Annotated in this window: 12 protein-coding genes and 1 pseudogene; 8 read left to right on the top strand and 5 right to left on the bottom strand. The window is 64.3% G+C overall.

Translation table 11 applies throughout. The features are described 5' to 3' along the window. Positions 1-44 precede the first annotated feature (44 nt). The 7 genes and pseudogenes from NCT03_RS06515 to NCT03_RS06485 form a co-directional block, all read left to right on the top strand. Positions 45-299, top strand: coding sequence for a type B 50S ribosomal protein L31 (locus NCT03_RS06515; RefSeq protein WP_016345518.1), 255 nt, complete (start codon positions 45-47; stop codon positions 297-299). A gap of 256 nt (positions 300-555) precedes the next feature. Beyond that, on the top strand, positions 556-2,319 hold the full coding sequence (locus NCT03_RS06510; protein WP_244825355.1) for an ArnT family glycosyltransferase: 1,764 nt from the start codon (positions 556-558) through the stop codon (positions 2,317-2,319). A gap of 39 nt (positions 2,320-2,358) precedes the next feature. Continuing rightward, positions 2,359-3,717, top strand: a complete 1,359-nt coding sequence (locus tag NCT03_RS06505) for an MATE family efflux transporter (RefSeq protein WP_250492396.1) — start codon at positions 2,359-2,361, stop codon at positions 3,715-3,717. A 95-nt stretch (positions 3,718-3,812) separates the two neighbouring features. Next, positions 3,813-9,842: an Ig-like domain-containing alpha-2-macroglobulin family protein gene (locus NCT03_RS06500; protein WP_250492289.1), complete on the top strand. Its 6,030-nt coding sequence runs from the start codon at positions 3,813-3,815 to the stop codon at positions 9,840-9,842. Between the two features lie 4 nt (positions 9,843-9,846). Then, a complete protein-coding gene (gene pbpC / locus NCT03_RS06495) occupies positions 9,847-12,069 on the top strand; it encodes a penicillin-binding protein 1C (protein WP_250492288.1) in 2,223 nt (740 codons plus the stop codon). 228 nt (positions 12,070-12,297) lie between these two features. Then, a complete protein-coding gene (locus NCT03_RS06490; RefSeq protein WP_250464988.1) occupies positions 12,298-12,906 on the top strand; it encodes a ComEA family DNA-binding protein in 609 nt (202 codons plus the stop codon). A gap of 136 nt (positions 12,907-13,042) precedes the next feature. Further along, positions 13,043-13,528, top strand: a pseudogene (locus tag NCT03_RS06485) (YidB family protein); the annotation flags it as partial. A gap of 178 nt (positions 13,529-13,706) precedes the next feature. Here the strand turns inward: NCT03_RS06485 and clpB are convergent. Then, the gene (gene clpB, locus NCT03_RS06480; protein WP_250492287.1) at positions 13,707-16,304 is read right to left on the bottom strand and encodes an ATP-dependent chaperone ClpB; all 2,598 of its coding nucleotides are present in this window, start codon (positions 16,302-16,304) and stop codon (positions 13,707-13,709) included. 188 nt (positions 16,305-16,492) lie between these two features. Further along, entirely contained in the window at positions 16,493-16,978 is a 486-nt protein-coding gene (locus tag NCT03_RS06475; RefSeq protein WP_250492286.1) for an Rrf2 family transcriptional regulator, read from the bottom strand. Positions 16,979-17,290: 312 nt separating this feature from the next. On the opposite strand from NCT03_RS06475, the gene NCT03_RS06470 reads away from it, so the two are divergent. Then, positions 17,291-17,833, top strand: a complete 543-nt coding sequence (locus NCT03_RS06470; protein WP_250492285.1) for a group III truncated hemoglobin — start codon at positions 17,291-17,293, stop codon at positions 17,831-17,833. Between the two features lie 179 nt (positions 17,834-18,012). Here NCT03_RS06470 and moaE read toward each other — a convergent pair whose 3' ends face one another. The 3 genes from moaE to NCT03_RS06455 are packed head-to-tail and all read right to left on the bottom strand — an operon-like array spanning position 18,013 to position 19,986. Then, positions 18,013-18,477 (bottom strand): molybdopterin synthase catalytic subunit MoaE, encoded by a 465-nt coding sequence (gene moaE, locus NCT03_RS06465; protein ID WP_244825363.1) that lies wholly within the window; start codon positions 18,475-18,477, stop codon positions 18,013-18,015. 1 nt (position 18,478) lies between these two features. Continuing rightward, positions 18,479-18,736 carry a molybdopterin converting factor subunit 1 gene (moaD, locus tag NCT03_RS06460; protein WP_244825364.1) on the bottom strand — a complete coding sequence of 86 codons (258 nt, stop codon included), beginning with the start codon at positions 18,734-18,736 and terminating at the stop codon, positions 18,479-18,481. An 11-nt stretch (positions 18,737-18,747) separates the two neighbouring features. Continuing rightward, entirely contained in the window at positions 18,748-19,986 is a 1,239-nt protein-coding gene (locus NCT03_RS06455) for a molybdopterin molybdotransferase MoeA (RefSeq protein ID WP_350030141.1), read from the bottom strand. Positions 19,987-20,199: the final 213 nt, after the last annotated feature.

Here is a 20,199-nt window from a genome sequence, read left to right as displayed (position 1 = left end):
CCAAGACGCAACGGGTTGGCTACCGCCAGATACCAGGAAAGACCATGAAAGAAGGCATTCACCCGAATTATCGCGAAGTTTTGTTCGTCGACATGTCGAACGACTTCCGTTTCGTGACCCGCTCGACCATCCAGACGCGCGAAACCGCCGAATTCAACGGCAAGTCGTACCCGCTCGCGAAGATCGAAGTGTCGTCGGAATCGCATCCGTTCTACACCGGTCAGCAAAAGATCATGGACACGGCAGGCCGCGTCGAGAAGTTCAACAACAAGTTCGCTCGCTTCTCCACCAAGAAGTAAGACGGACCACCGCTTCAGCAAAAAGGGCAGCTCTGGCTGCCCTTTTTTGTCTCTGCCGTTTCCATGATGCTGCACGGCAAAACGGTAAGGGTTGTTGCACGGCGTTACCGCGAGCCCGTCGACACTGACGCACTCCGAGGCGCGCGTCTACAATGCCGGATGCTCTGGCCCCCGCCGCGCTTGCACGCACCTGGCAACCTACCCGCACGCACCAACGCACGGCGCACTGCCCGTTTCTCTCGATAAGCCCTCACGCATGCGATCTGTCGTTCGTCTGACCGCCTCCGCCACCAGCGCCCTGCCGCGCTGGCTGCTGCTCGCCATCTGTATCGTCTACGCGTCGTTCGGGCTGTTCGGCCGCGACCCGTGGAAGAACGAGGACGCGGCGGGCTTCGGCGTGATGTGGACGATGGCCAACGGCGACGCGCGCGACTGGCTGCTGCCCAATCTCGTCGGCAAGGCGCTCACGGGCGACGGCCCGCTGATGTACTGGCTCGGGGCATCGTCGATCCGGATCCTGAGTCCGTGGGTCGATGCCAGCAACGCCTCGCGCGTGGTCACGGGCCTGCTCTTCACCATCGCGTGCGCGTTCGTCTGGTACACGGCCTATCTGCTTGGCCGGCGCGACGAAGCCCAGCCATTCAAATACGCGTTCGGCGGCGAACCCGAGCCGCGCGACTACGGCCGCACGCTCGCCGACGGCGCCTTGCTGATTCTCCTTGCCTGCTTCGGGCTCGCCGAGCGCGGTCACGAAACCACGCCGCAGCTCGCGCAGTTCGCCGGCACCGCGATGCTCATCTACGGCCTCGTTCGCAGCATCGACAAGCCGATTCACGGTGCGCTCGTGTGGGGCGCGGCAATCGGCGTGGTCGGCTTGTCGAGCTCGCCCGTGCTGGTGTTCGCGCTTTTGCTATGCACGCTTGCAATGACCATCATCGTGCGTCAGGTGCGCGCCGCGCCGCTGCTGATCTACGGCCTGCCCGTCGCCGTCGTGCTGATCGCCGTGTGGGTGCTGCCGACGCTGCATTTCTTCCCCGACGACGGCGAATGGTGGCTGCGTCAATGGTGGCGCAACAGCTTCGATACTTTCTCCGGGCCGCCGTCGCTCGTGTTCGGCTACGCGATGAAGAACCTGCCGCTCTTCACCTGGCCCGCCTGGCCGCTTGCAATCTGGGCCTTCGTGAGCTGGGGCGGCATGCGCCGCTCGCCGCACGTCGCCGTGCCCTTGTCCGTGATCGGACCGCTGCTCGTGCTCGTCGTGCTGCAGGCGCGCGAAACCAATCGCCTCTTCTTGCTGCTGCTGCCGCCGCTGTCCGTGCTCGCGACTTTCGCGCTGCCGACCTTGAAACGCGGCGCGATCAACGCGATCGACTGGTTCGCCATGCTCAGTTTCACGATCATCGGCACGCTCGTCTGGCTCGTGTGGACGGCCGGCATGTTCGGCTTTCCCGCGCCCATGGCCCGCAATCTCGCGCGCCTCGCGCCCGGTTTTCATCCTGAATTCAAGCTCATTTCGTTCGTCTGCGCGGTCGCGGTGACGGCGTGCTGGTTCCTGCTCGCGCGCTGGCGGCTTGCACGCCATCCGAAGGTGCTGTGGCGCAGCGTCGTGCTATCGAGCGCGGGCACCACGCTGATGTGGGTCTTGCTCATGACTTTATGGCTGCCGGTCGTCAACTACAGCCGGACGTATCGCGATGTCGCGGAGCAGATTGCCGATCATCTTCCGCCCGACTACAACTGCATCTCGCCCGCGCGTCTCGGCGACGCGCAGATCGCCACCTTCGCGTACTTCGGCGGCATGCACTTCGCGTTCGACGAAGATTGCGACGTGGTGCTGCGTCAGGATCGCGCGGATTACGGCGATCCGCCGTCCATCTCGGCGTTCGAATGGAAGCTCGTCTGGGAAGGCCGGCGCGTGGCCGACCGCGACGAGCGCTTCCGCCTCTACGTGCGCATTGCGCGCCCCACGCCGCCGGTCAAGAAGCCGCTGCGTCCGAAAAGCCTGCGCCGGGTGCAATAACGCATGGGCGCCGCCGTGTCTTCCAAAGCCGCCACGGGCATGCTGAGCGATGTCCGCAAGATCGGCGCGCTTGCCTGGCCCGTGCTGATCGGCCAGCTTGCGGTGATCGCGTTCGGCGTGATCGATACCGCGATGGTCGGCCGCTTCTCCGCCACCGATCTCGCGGCGCTCGGGCTCGGTTCGTCCGTCTATATCTCGGTGTATATCGGCTTGACGGGCATTCTCGTCGCGCTCCAGCCGATTGCCGGGCAACTCTTCGGCGCGGGCCGCGAGGCGGAAATCGGCGAGGAAACGCGGCAGGCGCTGTGGCTCGCTTCGGTACTCATGGTGATCGGCTTCGTGCTGCTCTACTTTCCCGAACCGCTGCTGAGTCTCGCGAAAGCGCCGCCCGCGCTGCATGACCGCACGGTGGACTACTTGCGCATTCTCTCGTTCGGGCTGCCCGCGAGTCTCGTGTTTCGCGTGTATAGCTCGCTGGCGAACGCGGTCGGCAAACCGCGGCTCGTGATGTTTCTACAAGTCGGCGGGCTCGTGCTCAAGTTTCCGCTCAATACCTGGTTCATCTTCGGCGGTTTCGGCGTGCCCGCGCTCGGCGGTCCCGGCTGCGCGCTTGCGAGCACGCTCATCAACTGGGCGCTCGCCATCGGCGGAATCACGGTGCTGCTGCGCGTGGAATTCTTCCGGCCGTTCGGCATCTTCGCGCGCTTTTGCTGGCCCGTGTGGAAGCGGCAGATGGCGCTGCTGCGTCTCGGCATTCCGATGGGGCTTTCGTATCTCATCGAAGTGACGTCGTACACGTTCATGGCGCTCTTCATCTCGCGCTTCGGCACGACCACGCTCGCGGGACATCAGATCGCGGGCAACCTCGGCGCGGTGCTCTACATGACGCCGCTTGCCATCGGGATCGCGTCGTCGACGCTGGTGTCGCAGGCGCTCGGCGCAAAGCGTCTGGACGACGCGGCCTCGATCTCGCGGCACGGCATCGGCATGGCGTGCGTGCTGGCGCTGGTGTACGGCGTGATCCTGCTTGCCGCGCGGCCGCAGATCATCGCCGCCTACACGCCCGACGCCCACGTGATCGCCGCCGCGATGCCGCTCGTCTTCATCATCTTCTTCTATCACCTCTGCGACGCGCTGCAGATCACCACGGCGTTCATCCTGCGGGCCTACAAGGTCACGCTCGTGCCGACCGTCATCTACGCGATCGCGCTGTGGGGCATCGGCCTCGGCGGCGGCTATCTGCTCGGCTTCGATGTCGGCGGCATGGTGCCCGAGTGGCTGCAAGGCGCGCGCGGCTTCTGGATAGCCAATACGGTGAGTCTCGGCGTGGCGGGCATCGGCCTCTTTCTGTACTGGCGGCGCGTGAGTACGCGGCATCGCAACTTAGCGACGCGCTGAGAATCGTCGAAATGCGTCAACGCAACCGATTCGTCGCAAGAATGGCGTAGGGCTCCAGTAGAATCGCGCGGACAAGAATTACTCGGAACGAGTGGATGAGCCGCGTCATGAAAAAACAAAAATGGATTCTGGCCGCAACCACCCTCATCGCCGCATTCGGCATGAGCGTCGCGATGTATCGGGCCGATGCCGCGCGCGTCGTGACCGTGTCGCCACAAGGCAAGGTCGCGCAAGTGCGTCAGGTCGTCGTGAAGTTCGACGAAGCCATGATCGCGTTCGGCAGTCCGAGCGCCGCCGCGCCCGGCAAGCTCGCCTGTAGCGGCGCGCCCGCCGCAGCCACCGCCGGCGGCGCGCGCTGGATCGACGAAAAAACCTGGGCCTACGATTTCAACGCGGACTTGCCGCCAGGAGTGCGCTGCGGCATCGACCTCAACAGCGGCCTGAAATCCAGCGCGGGCAACGCGCTGTCCGGTCCCAGCCACTTCGCGTTTCAGACGGGCGGGCCATTCGTTACGCGCGTCGAGCCGAGTTACGGCGATATCGAGGAAGACCAGACCTTCGTGCTGCGGTTGAACGGCCCGGCCACGCAAGCGTCGGTGCTCGATCACGTCTGGTGCGAATCGAGCGCACTCGGCAACCGCATTCCCGTAAGGACGGCCGACGACGCCACGCGCGGCGCGCTTCTCAAACACTTCGGACTCGCTAGGGAAAGCGACCGCGTGCTCACGCTCGCATGCGGGCAAACGTTGCCGTCCGGCTCGAAAATGCAGCTCGTCTACGGCGCGGGCGTCACCGGGCCGAGCGGCATGCCCAACGATGTCGAGAAGCGCTTCGACTACAAGGTGCGCGATCCGTTTTCCGCGAGCTTCACGTGCGAACGGGAGAACGCGAACGCGCCCTGCACGCCGCTGCGCCCGCTCAGGCTCATGTTCACCGCGCCGATCAGCCGCGCCGACGCCCAGAAGTTCGCGTTGCGTGGTCCCAAAGGCACGGTCGCGCCGCACTTCGATGAAGACAGCAAGGACGCGGAAGTCGAAGCAGTAGAATTCGCCGCGCCGCTGCCGGAGCGCACCGATCTCACCATCGAGGCGCCCGCCAATCTCAAGGACGTGAGCGGCCGTACGCTCGCCAACGCCGACTTCTTCCCGCCCAAGACCGCGACCGCGCCCATGCCGCCGCTCGCGAAGTTCTCGTCGGGCACGTTCGGCATCATCGAGCGCTTTGCAGAGCCGGACATGCCCGCCATGTTGCCGGTCACGCTGCGCCATGTGGAAGCCGACCTGCACGTGCAAGGGCTCGACTCGGGCACCTCGCAGATCACCAAGCTCAGACTCGACGCCGATACCGACATCCGCCAATGGATGCGCAACGTCGATTTGTTCGACGGCATCGGCATGTCGCGCTCGTCGATCGAAGCGCGCATGCCCTCGCTTTTGAAGAACGGTATCGCGCCCGTCATCGTGCCGGAATCGGACGGCACCGTGAGCCGCGATCCGACCATCGACATTCGCTCGCTTTCGCTCTTGAGAAAGCGCGCGGGCGTCGAAACGCTCACGCTGCCCGCCGCCGATCCCAAGGCGCTGCGTCCCTTCGAAGTCGTCGGCATTCCGCTCGCGAAGCCGGGCTTCTATGTCGTCGAACTGGCGTCGCCGGCGCTCGGCGCGTCGTTGATGGGTCGGAACAAGTCGATGTTCGTGCGCACGTCGGTGCTCGTCACGAACCTCGGCGTGCACTTCAAGCAAGGGCGCGAGAACAGTCTCGTCTGGGTGACGACGCTCGACAAGGGCAAGCCCGTCGCCAATGCGGATGTACGCGTCACCGACTGCAACGGCGATCAAGTGGCCACCGGCAAGACCGATGCGCAAGGGCTCGCGACCATCGACAAACCGCTCGCGGCCATCCGCGAATGCAACGAGAACAGCTTGTCGTACGGCGGCTTCTTCGTCTCGGCGCGCGTTACCGATCCGGTCACCGGACCCGACATGGCCTTCGTGACCTCGGACTGGAATCGCGGCATCGAATCGTGGCGCTTCAACGTGCCGACCGACATGAGCACGAGCCGCACGGTACGCGCGCACACCATTTTCGATCGCACCTTGCTGCGCGCGGGTGAAACGGTGTCGATGAAGCACCTGATGCGCGTCGAAACGCTCAAGGGTTTCGGCTTCCCGCCGAAGTATCCGACGCGCGTGACGATTCGTCATATCGGCAGCGGACAGACGTGGCACATGCCGCTCGCGTGGAGCGCCGATCACAGCGCCGACTCGAGCTTTGCCATTCCCGCCGCGGCCAAACTCGGCGAATACAGCGTGACGCTCGATAACGGCGCGGCCAGCGACACCAACGACGCGAGCGACGACGGCGGCGAAGGCAGCAATGTCACGCAGTCGTACGAGACAGGCAGCTTCCGCGTCGAGGAATTCCGTCTGCCGGTGTTCAAGGGCACGGTCTCGGCGGGCGACAGCAAATCGGCCGGTCTGATCGCCGCGCAAGAAGCGCCGGTCGATGTCCACCTCGAATATGTGCAAGGCGGTCCAGCATCGAACCAGCGGGTGCAAGTGTCGGCGCTCGTGCGCGACACGTCGCCGCCCTTCGCTTCAGACTACGATGCATTCAGCTTCTCGCCGTATCGCAAACCCGTGGACGATGGCGCGAGCGCGCCCGCCGAGGACGAGGACAGCGAGCAGCAAACGGAGACCACGACGAAACTCGTCGCCGACAAGCTGCGCGTGACGCTCGATCGCAATGGCGACGGCAAGCTGATCGTGAAGCCGTTGCCCGCCGTCGATTCGCCCAAGCGTCTCGCGCTCGAAGCGAGCTTCGCCGACCCGAACGGCGAGATCCAGACCATCAGCGGCAGCGCCACGCTCTGGCCCGCCGCGGTCGCCGTGGGCGTGAAGGCGGCGCATTGGGCGTCGGTCGGCGGTTCGGTGCCGGTGCAAGCGCTTGCGCTCGATTTGCAGGGCAAGCCGCGCGCGGGCGTATCGGTCGAAATCAAGGGCATGGCGCGCGTGATGTCGAGTTCGCGCAAGCGCATGGTCGGCGGCTTCTACGCCTACGACAACCATTCCGAAACGAACGACCTGGGCACGCTTTGCAGCGGCAAGAGCGACGATCACGGCATCGTCTCGTGCGATGCCAAGCTCAAGACCGCCGGCAATATCGATCTGATCGCCGTCGCGAAAGACGGCGATGGCCGCACGGCCAACGCGAGCACGTCGGTCTGGGTCACGCGCGAAGACGAACTCTGGTTCGGCGGCGAGAACACGGACCGTATCGACGTGCTTCCGGAAAAGAACAGCTACGAGCCCGGCGAGACCGCGCGCTTCCAGGTGCGCATGCCCTTCCGCTCGGCCACTGCGCTCGTCGCGGTGGAGCGTGAAGGCATCATCGAAACCCATGTGGTCGAACTGAACGGCAAGGACCCGACCGTCGAACTGAAGGTCGAGCAAGCGTGGGGGCCGAACGTCTACGTGTCGGTGCTCGCGTTGCGCGGACGTATCCATGAAGTGCCGTGGTATTCGTTCTTCACGTGGGGCTGGAAAGCGCCGGTCGAATGGGCGCACGCGTTCTGGTATGAAGGCCGTCAGTATCAGGCGCCGACGCCGCTCGTCGATCTCTCGAAGCCGGCGTTTCGTTACGGGCTGGCATCGATCAAGGTGGGCACGGCATCGCACAAACTGGTGGTGAGCGTCACGCCGGACGCGAAGTCGTACTTGGTGCGCGCCAAGGCGCATGTGAAGGTCAAGGTCGCGTTGCCTGACGGCAAGCCCGCGCCCGCAGGCACGCAGATCGCGGTCGCGGCCGTCGATGAAGCCCTGCTCGAACTCATGCCCAACCAAAGCTGGAACGTGCTCGACGCGATGTTGCAGCAGCGCGCCTACGGCGTGGAAACATCGACCGCGCAGATGGAGATCATCGGGCGGCGGCACTTCGGACGCAAGGCGGTGCCAGCGGGCGGCGGCGGCGGACATAGCGCCACGCGCGAACTCTTCGATACGCTCCTGCTGTGGAATCCGCGCGTTACGCTCGATGCGAACGGAGAAGCATCCGTCGATGTGCCCCTGAACGACGCGCTCACGCGCTTTCGTATCGTCGCCATCGCGGCGGTGGGCGCGGGACGCTTCGGCACGGGCAGCGCATCGATTCAAAGCACGCAGGACTTGCAACTCATCTCCGGGTTGCCGCCGCTCGTTCGTGTGGGCGACGCATTCCATGCGCAGTTCACGCTGCGCAACACGACGCGGCGCACCATGCGCGTCGTCGTCACGCCGCACGCCGGTTCGCTCGCGCTCGATGCACGCACGGTGGAACTCGCGCCGGAATCGTCGCGGGAAGTTGCTTGGGACGTGACCACGCCCGACGTGCTCGGCATGAACGCATCGGCGAGTCTCGCCTGGGACGTGAGCGCGGTGGAGCAAGGCAGCGCTTCGGCCACGAAGCCCGCGAGCGATGCCGTCAAGCTGCAGCAGCGCGTCGTCGCGGCCATTCCGGTCACGACGCAGCAAGCGACCATCGCGCAGGTGGACGGCACGTTCAGCGTGCCCGTCGCGCCGCCCGCCGATGCGAGCACGTCGAGCAACGGCGCCGTGCGCGGCGGTATCGCGGTGTCCTTGCAGCCGAAGCTCGCGGACGGCTTGCCCGGCGTGCGACGCTGGTTCGAACGCTATCCGTATAACTGCCTCGAACAGCAGACTTCGCGCGCGCTCGGCCTCATGGACGCAGCGCAATGGCAAGCCGTGCTCACGCGCATGCCGTCGTATCTGGATCGCGACGGTCTCGCGAACTACTTCCCGCCCTACGACGACGAACGTCCGACCGGCAGCCCGACGCTCAGCGCGTACTTGCTCGCGGTATCGGACGAAGCGTCGAAGCTCGACCGCCGTTTTGCAATGCCCGCGGAATTGCGCGATCAGCTCGCCGCCGGTCTCGCGAATTTCGTCGACGGCAAGCTCGAACGCAAGTTCTGGGCGCCGCGCAACGACCTCGACTTCGAAAAGCTCGCCGCCATCGAAGCGCTTTCGCGCTACGGTCTCGCGCAGCCGCGCATGCTCGCTTCGATCACCGTCGCGCCGGATCAATGGCCGACCTCGGCCGTGCTCGACTACTACGCGATACTTTCGCGCGTGGACGGTATCGCCGATCGCGAAGCGAAGCGAGCGCAGGCCGAGCAGATCATCCGTGCGCGGCTCACGTATCAGGGCACGCGTCTCACGTTCTCGACCGAACGCGACGACGATCTCTGGTGGCTCATGACTGGCAGCGAAACCAACGCCGCGCGCACCGCACTCATCTTCGCAAACGCGCCCGCGTGGAAGGACGAGATGCCGCGCCTCGTGGCCGGCCTCCTCGCGCTGCAGAAAAACGGCGCATGGCAGACCACGACCGCCAATCTTTGGGGCTCGCTCGCGGTGGGACGCTTCTCGCAAATTTTCGAAAGCACGCCGGTCACGGGACGCACGAACATTGCGCTGGGCGCGGCGACGCAGAGCGTGGACTGGAGCGCTGCCGCGCCTGCATCGGCGTTGTCGTCGGCGACCCCGATCACTAAGAGTGTCAACACGCGCAGCAGCTTGCTGCCGTGGTCGACCGGCTCACTCACGTTGACGCAAGACGGCACGGGCAAACCTTGGGCGACCATCGAAAGCCTTGCGGCCGTTGCGTTGAAGGCGCCGTTCGCGGCGGGCTATCGCATCGTGAAGACGTTGACGCCGGTCGATGCCGCCGTGAAGGGCGTGCTCTCGCGTGGCGACATCGTGCGCGTGCATCTCGACATCGACGCGCAAAGCGACATGACCTGGGTCGTCGTCAACGATCCGATTCCCGCTGGCGCGACCATTCTCGGCTCCGGCCTCGGACGCGACTCGGAAGCGGCGACTTCCGGCGAGCAGCCGGATCGCGGTTCGTGGCCTGCCTTCGTGGAACGCGGTTTCGAAGGGTATCGCGCGTATTACGACTATCTGCCGAAGGGCAAGCTGCAAGTCGAATACACGATGCGGCTGAATAACGCCGGTTCGTTCGGCCTGCCGCCGACGCGTGTGGAAGCGCTCTATGCGCCGTCGTCGTTCGGCGCATTGCCAAACGCGACGGTCGTCGTGAAGCCGCTCGCCGCCAGCGCGAAGTGACGCCGTGAAGCGCGCCTTGTGCTTTCTGATCGGCTGCGTCGTGGCAACGGCGGCGTGCGCGTCGCCGAGCTTCGACGAGGTGCGCGCGAACTGGCGCAGTTCCGACTGGGTGCTGTTGTCGCGCGATGGCGAACCGCTGCAACGCACGCGTGTCGATACGCACGCGCGGCGCGGCGACTGGGTTGCGCTTGCGGATGTCTCGCCCGCGTTGCGTGAGGCCATCGTGGTTTCGGAAGACAAGCGCTTCTACGACCACGCGGGCGTCGACTGGCGCGGCGCGGCGGCGGCGGCATGGGCGAATCTTTGGAACACGCGCACGCGTGGCGCATCGACGGTGACGATGCAGCTCACCGGACTCATCGACGACGATAACGGCAAGCCGAACGGCCGCCGCAATATCGGCGAAAAAGCGCAGCAGACAGTAGGCGCGCTATGGCTCGAACGGAGCTGGCGCAAGGACCAGATTCTCGAGGCGTATCTGAATCTCGTGCCGTTTCGCGGCGAGATCGTGGGTTTATCGGCGTTGTCGCGGACGCTTTTCAACAAGGCGCCGTCCGGGCTCGATGAACGCGAGGCCGCGCTCGCCGCCGCGCTCGTGCGCGCGCCGAATGCGCGTTATGACAAGGTCGCGTCGCGCGCCTGCGTCATCTTGCGCGACATGCAGGCTTTGCATACGAGCGACAAGACGCACGCGAACGACCCGTGCGTCAACCTGGACAGCTATGTGCAACTGACGCTCACACGCACCGCGTCGACGCCGGGCTTCGCACAAGGCGACGACGCGCTCGCGCCGCATTTCGCGCGGCGCGTTGCAAGCGAAACGCATCCCAAGGCGGGCGATCGCGTGCGCTCGACGCTCGATGCGCATGTGCAGCGCTTCGCGCGCGACACGCTCGCGCGCACGCTTGCCGAACTCAACGCGCGGGCTCATCCGCGCAATGTGCACGACGCGGCGGCGGTGGTGATCGACAACGCATCCGGCGATGTGCTCGCGTGGGTCGGTTCGGCGGGCGGCTTGTCGAACGCGCCCGAAGTCGATGCGGTGCTCGCCGCGCGGCAGGCCGGCTCGACGCTCAAGCCGTTTTTGTATGCGCAGGCCATCGACGAAAAACGCCTGACCGCGGCCACGCTGCTCGACGACGCGCCGCTCGATCTCGCCACCGGCGGCGGCCTCTATATTCCACAAAACTACGATCACGACTTCAAGGGCTGGGTGAGCGTGCGTACGGCGCTCGGGTCGTCGCTCAACGTACCGGCAGTGCGCGCGCTCGTGCTCGTCACGCCGCATCGCTTTGCAAAGACGCTGGTCGCGCTCGGTCTGCCGCTTACGCAAGCGGGCGATTATTACGGCTTCAGCCTCGCGCTCGGCAGCGCGGATGTCACGCTGGCCACGCTTACCAATGCGTATCGCGCGCTGGCCAACGGCGGTGTCGCGCGGCCGTCGTTCGATCTTGCGAGCCACGCTGCCGCGCCTGCGGGAAAGCGCGTGTTCAGCCCGGAGGCGAGTTTCATCGTCACGGACATGCTCGCCGACAACAACGCGCGCACGCGCACCTTCGGTTTCGACAGCGTGCTCGCCACGCGCACTTTCAGCGCGGTCAAGACCGGCACCAGCAAGGACATGCGCGATAACTGGGCCGTCGGTTTCACTTCGCGATACACCGTCGGCGTGTGGGTCGGCAATGCCGATGGCGCGCCTATGTGGGACGTCTCCGGCGTCACCGGCGCGGCGCCCGCGTGGAATGCGCTCGTCGGCTATCTGCATCGGCGAGCCGCCAGCCACGCGCCGACTGCGCCGTCGGGCGTGATCGAAACGCAGGTCGCGTATCAGAACGATATCGAACCGAAGCGCGGGGAATGGTTCGTGCGCGGCACGCAGATGAGCGCTATCGGCATCACGGCGAACGCGGCGGGCTCAAGCGGAGCGAGCGGCAAAGGGGACAGCCAGGCGGCGCGCATCGGAGCGCCGACCAATGGCACCATCTTCGCGCTCGACCCCGACATTCCGCCCGCGCGCCAGCGCGTGTGGTTCGAACGCTCGGGCAATGGCGCGCTCGCCTGGCGTCTCGACGGCAAGCCGTTCGGCCGCGATGCGCGCGTCGCCTGGCTGCCATGGCCGGGACATCACGTCCTCGAACTCGTCGATGCGCGCGGCAACGCGGTCGATTCAATCGCCTTCGAAGTGCGCGGCGCGTTTCTCAAGACTGCTCAAAGGCCGTCGCGGTGAGGCCGAAGCATGCCTTGCAGCATGCAAAATATTGATGCGTCATCCAATCTGCATTGCGCGACGTTAAAGATTGTGCGCTCGTGTGGTGCGCGCGGCGGGGTCGTGCACAATGCGAGCCGTCATCGTTCGGGACTTGTTTTTGCCCTATGCTTAACGGCAAAGTCGTTATTCTGTCGTAAGCCCGGACGCATCGATTCATCATTCTTTTCCATTGCCTGGAGTGCCGTCATGCTGAAAAAGCTGCTGATGCTGTGCTTTGCGTTGATGCTGTCCGTCGGAACCGCGTTTGCCGCGGTCGATGTCAATACGGCCGATCAAGCCGCGCTCGATTCCGTGAAGGGCTTGGGTCCGGTGAAGTCGAAAGCGATCGTCGACGAGCGCGCGAAGAACGGCCCGTTCAAGGACGCCGACGATCTCGCGACGCGCGTGAAGGGTCTTGGAACGAAGTCCGTGGCCAAGCTCGAGGAGAACGGCCTGACCATCGGCGGATCGTCGCAGCCGCCCACGGGCAAGACCACGAAGCCCGCCGTGAGCAGCACGCAAGGCGCCGCGCCGTCCAACTCGACGGTCAAATCGTCGACAGCGGCCACGGCGGCGACCTCGCCCGCGGCCACCACCGCGCAAACGCCAGCCGCCACGCCGCAAGCGCCGGCTACCGCCACACCTGCTTCGGCTACGAAAAAGAGTTCGCGCAAGTCCAAGGCCGCAAGCGCGGCGGCGGCTGCAAGCGCGGCACCGGCAGCGACGACGGCACCCGCCGCGGCAAGCGATGCGAAGCCTTCGAAGCGCAAGAGCAAGAAAGACAAGGCCGCGAGCGCTGCGGCTGCCAGTCAATAAAAGTTAGAAAAGATCGAGGCGAGCAGGCGACGGCCAACCGCATCATGCCGTCGCCCTTCAACCTCAAGTACTTCGTCTCAAAGCTCGCGTTTCGCTCTTTTCGCACGATGCAAGCGCGTCACGCGAGCCACCCCACCCCGCAACTTCTCGTAGTGAGACTGCCATGAGCCTAATCGATATCCTCGCCTCCACCCTCGGCAACTCGTCGCAACAAGGCGGCCAACCCGGTCAATCCGGCCAGGCTGCGCTGATCACGGCGGCGCTCGAATTCGTCAACAACCAGCCGGGCGGTATCGCGGGGCTGATCCAGCGCTTTCATCAGGCGGGCGCGGGCGACATCGTGTCGTCATGGATCGGCACGGGCGAAAACAAGCCCATCAGCCCGGACACGCTGAACAACGCGCTCGGCTCGGACAACGTCGGTGCGCTCGCGCAGAAAGCCGGCGTGTCGAGCGATCAGTTGTCGGGCATGCTCGCGGCGGTGCTTCCGCATATTGTCGATCGCGCGACGCCGAACGGCGAAGTGCCCGCCAATGGCCAGATGGATCTGTCGAGTGTGCTCGGATCGCTAGGCGGCCTGGCGGGTCTCTTCGGCAAGAACGAAGCGCCGAAACAAGGCTGAGTCTGATTCATCGCGTTTGTGTTGGACCCCGCGGGCGGTCGCCTTGCGGGGTTTTTGTTTTGCGGGCCGCGGCGTTGGCGTCATCGATCGTTCCCGCTGCCGCCAAACAAAAAGGGCGATGGATCACCCATCGCCCTTTAGAAATCGCCGCCGAAGAACAAGCAGCGATCAACCGCCTTTAGTGCACTACGCGGTCGAACACGAACTTCCCGTCCTTGATATCGACCGGAATGACGTCCTTCGGTCCGAACCTGCCAGCCAGAATCAGCTTGGCGACCGGATTCTCGATCTCCTGCTGAATGGCGCGCTTCAACGGCCGCGCGCCGAACACTGGGTCATAGCCGACCTTGCCGATCTGTTCGAGCGCCGCATCCGACACGTCGAACTGCATGTCGAGCTTGGCCAGGCGGTCGTGCAGACGCTGCAACTGAATCTTCGCGATCGATTCGATATTCGCGCGATCCAGCGAGTGGAACACCACCACGTCGTCGATCCGGTTCAGGAATTCCGGCCGGAAATGCAGCTTCACCTCTTCCCAGACGGCGTCCTTCACCGCTTCGTGCGGTTCGCCGACCATGCTCTGGATGACATGCGAACCGAGGTTCGACGTCATCACGATCACCGTGTTCTTGAAGTCGACGGTGCGGCCTTGTCCATCGGTCATGCGGCCATCGTCGAGCACTTGCAGGAGCACGTTGAAGACGTCCGGATGCGCCTTCTCGATTTCATCGAGCAGGATCACGCTGTACGGCTTTCTACGCACGGCTTCGGTGAGATAACCGCCTTCTTCATAGCCGACGTATCCCGGCGGCGCACCGATCAGACGCGCGACGCTGTGCTTCTCCATGAACTCGCTCATGTCGATACGAATGAGATGATCCTCCGAATCGAACAGGAACGCGGCCAGCGCCTTGCACAGTTCCGTCTTGCCGACGCCCGTCGGCCCCAGGAACAGGAACGAGCCATACGGACGGTTCGGATCGGACAGACCCGCGCGCGAACGGCGGATCGCGTCGGCCACCGCGCCGATGGCTTCGTCCTGACCGACCACACGCTCGTGCAGCTTGCCCTCGATCTGCAACAGCTTCTCGCGCTCGCCCTGCATCATGCGCGACACCGGAATGCCCGTGGAACGCGACACCACTTCCGCGATTTCCTCGGCGCCCACTTGCGTGCGCAAAAGACGCGGACGCGTCGGGTTGTTCTGCTCCTGCGACTCGGCCTGCGTCACTTGCTTGAGACGCGCTTCGAGTTCGGGCAGCTTGCCGTATTGCAGTTCGGCCACTTTCTCGAGCTTGCCTTCGCGCTGCAAACGCGCGATGTCCGCACGCGCCTTCTCGATCTCTTCCTTGAGCTGCGCGCTGCCCTGCACGGCGGCCTTTTCGGCGGTCCAGATTTCCTCGAGATCCGAATATTCGCGATTGAGCCGGTCGATTTCTTCCTCGATGAGTTGCAGACGCTTCTGCGATGCCTCGTCCTTCTCCTTCTTCACGGCCTCGCGTTCGATCTTCAACTGGATGAGACGGCGGTCGAGCTTGTCCATCTCTTCGGGCTTCGAATCGATTTCCATCTTGATGCGCGACGCCGCTTCGTCGATCAGATCGATCGCCTTGTCCGGCAGAAAGCGGTCCGTGATATAGCGATGCGACAACTCCGCCGCCGCGACGATAGCCGGGTCCGTGATCTCCACGCCGTGATGCAACTCGTACTTTTCCTGCAAGCCGCGCAGGATCGCGATGGTCGCTTCCACCGAAGGTTCGTCGACCAGCACTTTCTGGAACCGCCGCTCGAGCGCCGCGTCCTTCTCGATGTATTTGCGATATTCGTCGAGCGTGGTCGCGCCGATGCAATGCAATTCGCCGCGCGAAAGCGCCGGCTTCAGCATGTTGCCCGCGTCCATTGCGCCTTCGGCCTTGCCCGCGCCGACCATCGTATGAATTTCGTCGATGAAGACGATGGTCATGCCTTCGTCCTTGGCGATATCGCTCAGCACGGCCTTCAGCCGCTCCTCGAACTCGCCGCGATACTTCGCGCCCGCGAGCAGCGCCGCCATGTCGAGCGACAGCACGCGCTTGCCCTTGAGCGTTTCGGGCACCTCGCCGTTGACGATACGCTGCGCCAGTCCTTCGACGATAGCCGTCTTGCCGACGCCCGGTTCGCCGATCAGCACCGGATTGTTCTTGGTGCGGCGTTGCAGAATCTGGATCGAGCGGCGGATTTCGTCATCGCGGCCGATCACCGGATCGAGCTTGCCTGCGCGGGCGCGCTCGGTCAGGTCGACGGTGTACTTCTTGAGCGCCTCGCGCTGACTTTCGGCGTCCTGGCTATCGACCTGCGCGCCGCCGCGAACCGCGTTGATCGCGGCTTCGAGCGCCTTGCGCGTAAGACCATGCTGGCGGGCCACGCGGCCCACTTCGCCTTTGTCGTCCGCGACCGCGAGAAGATACATTTCGCTCGCGATGTAGGTGTCGTTGAGTTTCTGTGCTTCTTTATCGGCGTTGTTGAGCAGGCCCGCGAGATCGCGGCTGACCTGCACGTTGCCGTCCGTGCCTTGCACTTGCGGCAAACGATTCATCGCGTCGTTGAGCGCGTTTTGCAGTGCCTGAACCTGCACGCCCGCGTGCGACATGAGCGAGCGCGCGGAACCGTCCTGCTGCGCGATCAGCGCGGCAAGCAAGTGAACCGGCTCGATATACTGGTTGTCGTGACCGACCGCCAGACTTTGCGCGTCTGACAGCGCTTCTTGAAATTTGGTGGTGAGTTTGTCGATTCTCATTATTGAAAGCTCCAATTCGAATACGACCAAAATGAGGCGCTTTTGGTCGGTTTCAAGCCTTGTTTAGCCGTTTGCGCGCACTTTTTCGCTTGATTTCGAGAAAGCCCGCGCGAGCGTCGGCGCATGAGAATGACCTGTCCGTCCGGTTTTCGTTCACCGTCCGGCCGCGTGCAGGACTTAACCGCGCGTCAGGCAGACGAGCTTTGCATGCGCTCGACCGATACCGGAATCACGCTCACGATGCCAAGCAACTGCGAGAGCTCATCCGCCGGACGCGCGAGTTCGCCGACCGTATGCTTGTCGAGTTCCGCAAGGAAGGCATCGCGCGCCGTCGCGAATACGCCGCGCAACAAGCAGGCCGACTGAATCACGCATTGCCGGTGTGCCTTGTCGCGCGAAAAACAACCGACGATGTCGAAGTCGCTTTCCATTGTGCGCACGATCTCGCCGATCGTCAGATAAGGCGTGCGCTCGCCAAGCCGCAGTCCGCCATGACGCCCTCGAACGGTTTCCACCCAGCCGAGTTCGCCCAATTGCTGGACTATTTTCATCAGATGATTTCGCGAGATGCCATACGCCTCGGATATCTCGCCGATGGTCGAAAGGCGGGACGGGCGCACGGCAAGATAAAGCAGGACGCGCAGGGTGTAGTCGGTGTAGTCGGTCAGTCGCATGATGTCACGATGATTTTGTGCGCGGAACACGCGCATCGAGAACAACGAAGCCAGAGGCACGCGGGCAAACGAAGAGCAGACGGCGAAAGCGGCGCGACGCGGGATGCGCGGAAAAACACCGCGCGTGCGCCAGCGACAACGACCTCCGCGCGCACATAAGGTCTAACATCCTGACGCGGCCTACCACGAAAAATTGAACGACCGGTCGGATTATCGCTGTTCAAGACGCGACATTTTGCGACAAAACAGCACCTATCGTCAGCATAATGTGCTGACGCTTGCGTGTAAGCATCCGCATAACATTTATTTGCCATGACCCTTCACGAATCATCTGCCCGCCCGGCTCGCCTTGCGGAACCGGACGAAGCCAACATCCGGACGCTCGTGGAGACGTTTTATCGCCGTGTCGATGACGATCCCCTGCTCGGCCCGATCTTTTCGCGCGAACTGACGGGCCGCTGGGACGAGCATCTCGCCAAAATGACGACCTTCTGGTCGAGCCTCGTGTTGGGAACGAAGCAGTATCGCGGGAATGTGCAAGAGGCGCATCGGCCGCTCGAAGGTATCGCGCCCGAGCATTTCGCACGCTGGCTCACGCTTTTTCTAGACACCGTAAACGCGCGTTACGAGCCGGCCGCCGCCGTGCAGTTCATGGAACCGGCGCTGCGGATCGCGCACAGTTTGCAATTAAGCAGGTTCGGCTGGAATTACAAGATTCCCGACGCGCAGCAGGAACTTCTCGCGGCGCTCAAACGGCAGCGCACCGGCGGCCGGGAAGAGCCGCGTTTCGCGGCGCAGCCATCGGCGGAAGCGTTTCCAGCGAGATTCGTGGGACGTTCGGCGGATACGGAGTGACGCTCGCGGCGTTCTTCCTCGCCGATCACGCTTGTCTTGCCGCCCAAGATTTTTGGCTTTTACCCGTTTGCGAGCGCTCTTAGCGCGATTTCGCGTGCCGCTTTTGTCTCGCTAGTCACGCGGTAAGCGGTTTGACTTGTCCGCGGATCGTCGCCTTTTCCTACGACCATCGCCGCGCTTTAGCTTTTCGGCTTTTGCCAGCGAGCCAGCGCCGTATCATCCGATTCGCGCGCATCGACCCAGCGCTCGCCCGCGTCGGTTTTTTCCTTCTTCCAGAACGGCGCCTGCGTTTTCAAGTAGTCCATGACGAAGGCGCACGATTCGAACGCCTCGCCGCGATGCATCGCCGTGGTTGCGACCAGCACGATCTGATCGAGCGGCTTCAGTTTTCCCACGCGATGCACGATCAGCACGTCCGACCCAGGCCACCGCGCACGCGCCGACTCGGCAATCTCGTGCAGCGACTTCTCCGTCATGCCGGGATAGTGCTCGAGCTCCATCGTCTCGACCGCGCTGCCTTCGTTCAAGTCGCGCACCGTGCCGACGAAGCACGCCACCGCGCCCACTTTCGGATTGCCCGCTCGCAGCGCGGCGACTTCCGCGCCGAGATCGAAATCCGCCTCCTGTACGCGCACGATCGTCATGTTAACCGCCCGTGACCGGCGGGAAAAACGCCACTTCGCAGCCATCCGTGATGCGCTGCGACGGGTCCGTCATGACGTGATTGCAGGCCATGCGCAACGCACGGCCTTCGGCGAGCGTTTCGGCCCACGCGCCGCCGCGCATGCGCAGCCAGGCGCGTACATCGCCGACATTCACGACGGTGTCCGGCACGCTGACCGTCTCGTTCGCGACACCCAGCGCTTCGCGCACGCTCGCAAAAAATCTCAGTTCGATATGCATTTGATGGCCTTCTACCGCATCAACTCTGAAAAGGGAATGAAGCGCACCGTCTCGCCCGCGCGGATGGCGTGATCCGGCGGATTGTCGATGAGGCCGTCGCCCCACACGGTCGAAGTCAGCACGGCGCTGCTTTGATTGGGAAAGAGATCGAGGCCGCCCGCGTCGTTCACGCGCGCGCGCAGGAACTCGTTGCGGCGGTCGCCCTTCTTCTGGCTGAAGTCGGCACGCATCGAGTAGACGCGCGGCGCGACGTCGCTCGCGCCTGCCAGCCGCAGCAGGAACGGCCGCACGAACAGCAAGAAGGTGCAAAAGCTCGACACCGGATTTCCCGGTAGGCCGATGAAATATGCTTCGCCGAGTGCGGCATCCGAACGTCGCACGTTGCCGAACGCGAGCGGCTTGCCGGGCTTCATCGCGATCTGCCACATGGCGATGCGTCCTTCGGCTTCCACCGCCGGTTTCACGTGATCTTCCTCGCCGACCGATACCCCGCCGCACGTCAGAATCAGATCGTGTTCCCCGGCCGCGCGGCGCAGGGTTTCGCGCGTTGCGTCGAGACGATCCGGCACGATCCCGAGGTCGGTCACGTCGCAACCGAGTTTCGCAAGCAGCGAGCGCAGCACGAAGCGATTCGAGTTGTAGATGGCGCCGGGCGCGAGCGGCTCGCCGGGCATGCGCAGTTCGTCGCCGGTAAAGAAGATGGCGACGCGCACGCGCCGCACGACATCGAGCGCGCCGCAACCGACCGATGCCGCGAGACCCAAAGCTTGCGGCGTGAGGCGCGTGCCCGCAGGCAGGATCACCGAACCGCCGCGGATGTCCGCGCCTTGTTGGGTGATCCATTCGCCGGCTGCGGGCGCGTGCGCGAACGCGACGCTGCCGTCGTCCGCCGCACGCGCCATTTCCTGCATGACGACGGTATCGGCGCCCGGAGGCACCGTCGCGCCGGTGAAGATGCGCGCGGCCGTGCCTGCCGTGAGCGGCGTGGCGGCGTGGCCAGCCGGAATGCGTTGCGACACTGGCAGCGCGCGCGGCGCGGCCTCGCTCGCGCCGGCGAGATCGGCGGCGCGGACGGCGTAACCGTCCATCGAGCTAGTGTGCATTGGCGGAACGTCTAGCGGCGACGTGACATCGGCGGCGAGAACGCGGCCGAGCGACGCCGCGGCATCGAGCGTATCGATGCGCTCGGTGCCATCGACCCGATGCGCGGCGTCGAGGAGAAGGCCGAGCGCTTGCGCGGTCGCGAGCATCGGGGGACGAGGAGAAGTGGACATGGAGTTCGTACGGAGCGATGCGCCCGTCAATCGTGAATGGGGAGTAGCTGGCAACGTCAGTCAACCATTGTAGCGAGATGGGCGGTGAGGCGAAGCGCTCTGGCGTTTGCGGGGGACTGTCAGATTTTTTGTGTTTGAGGCAGTTAAGGCAACCCGCTTTTCAGCGGGTAGCGGTTTGAGGATCTTTCA

The sequence above is a fragment of the Caballeronia sp. GAWG1-1 genome, from assembly GCF_023631465.1.
Classification (GTDB): domain Bacteria; phylum Pseudomonadota; class Gammaproteobacteria; order Burkholderiales; family Burkholderiaceae; genus Caballeronia.
Note: the sequence above shows the minus strand (reverse complement) of the source record. Positions and strands in the feature narration are given on the sequence as shown.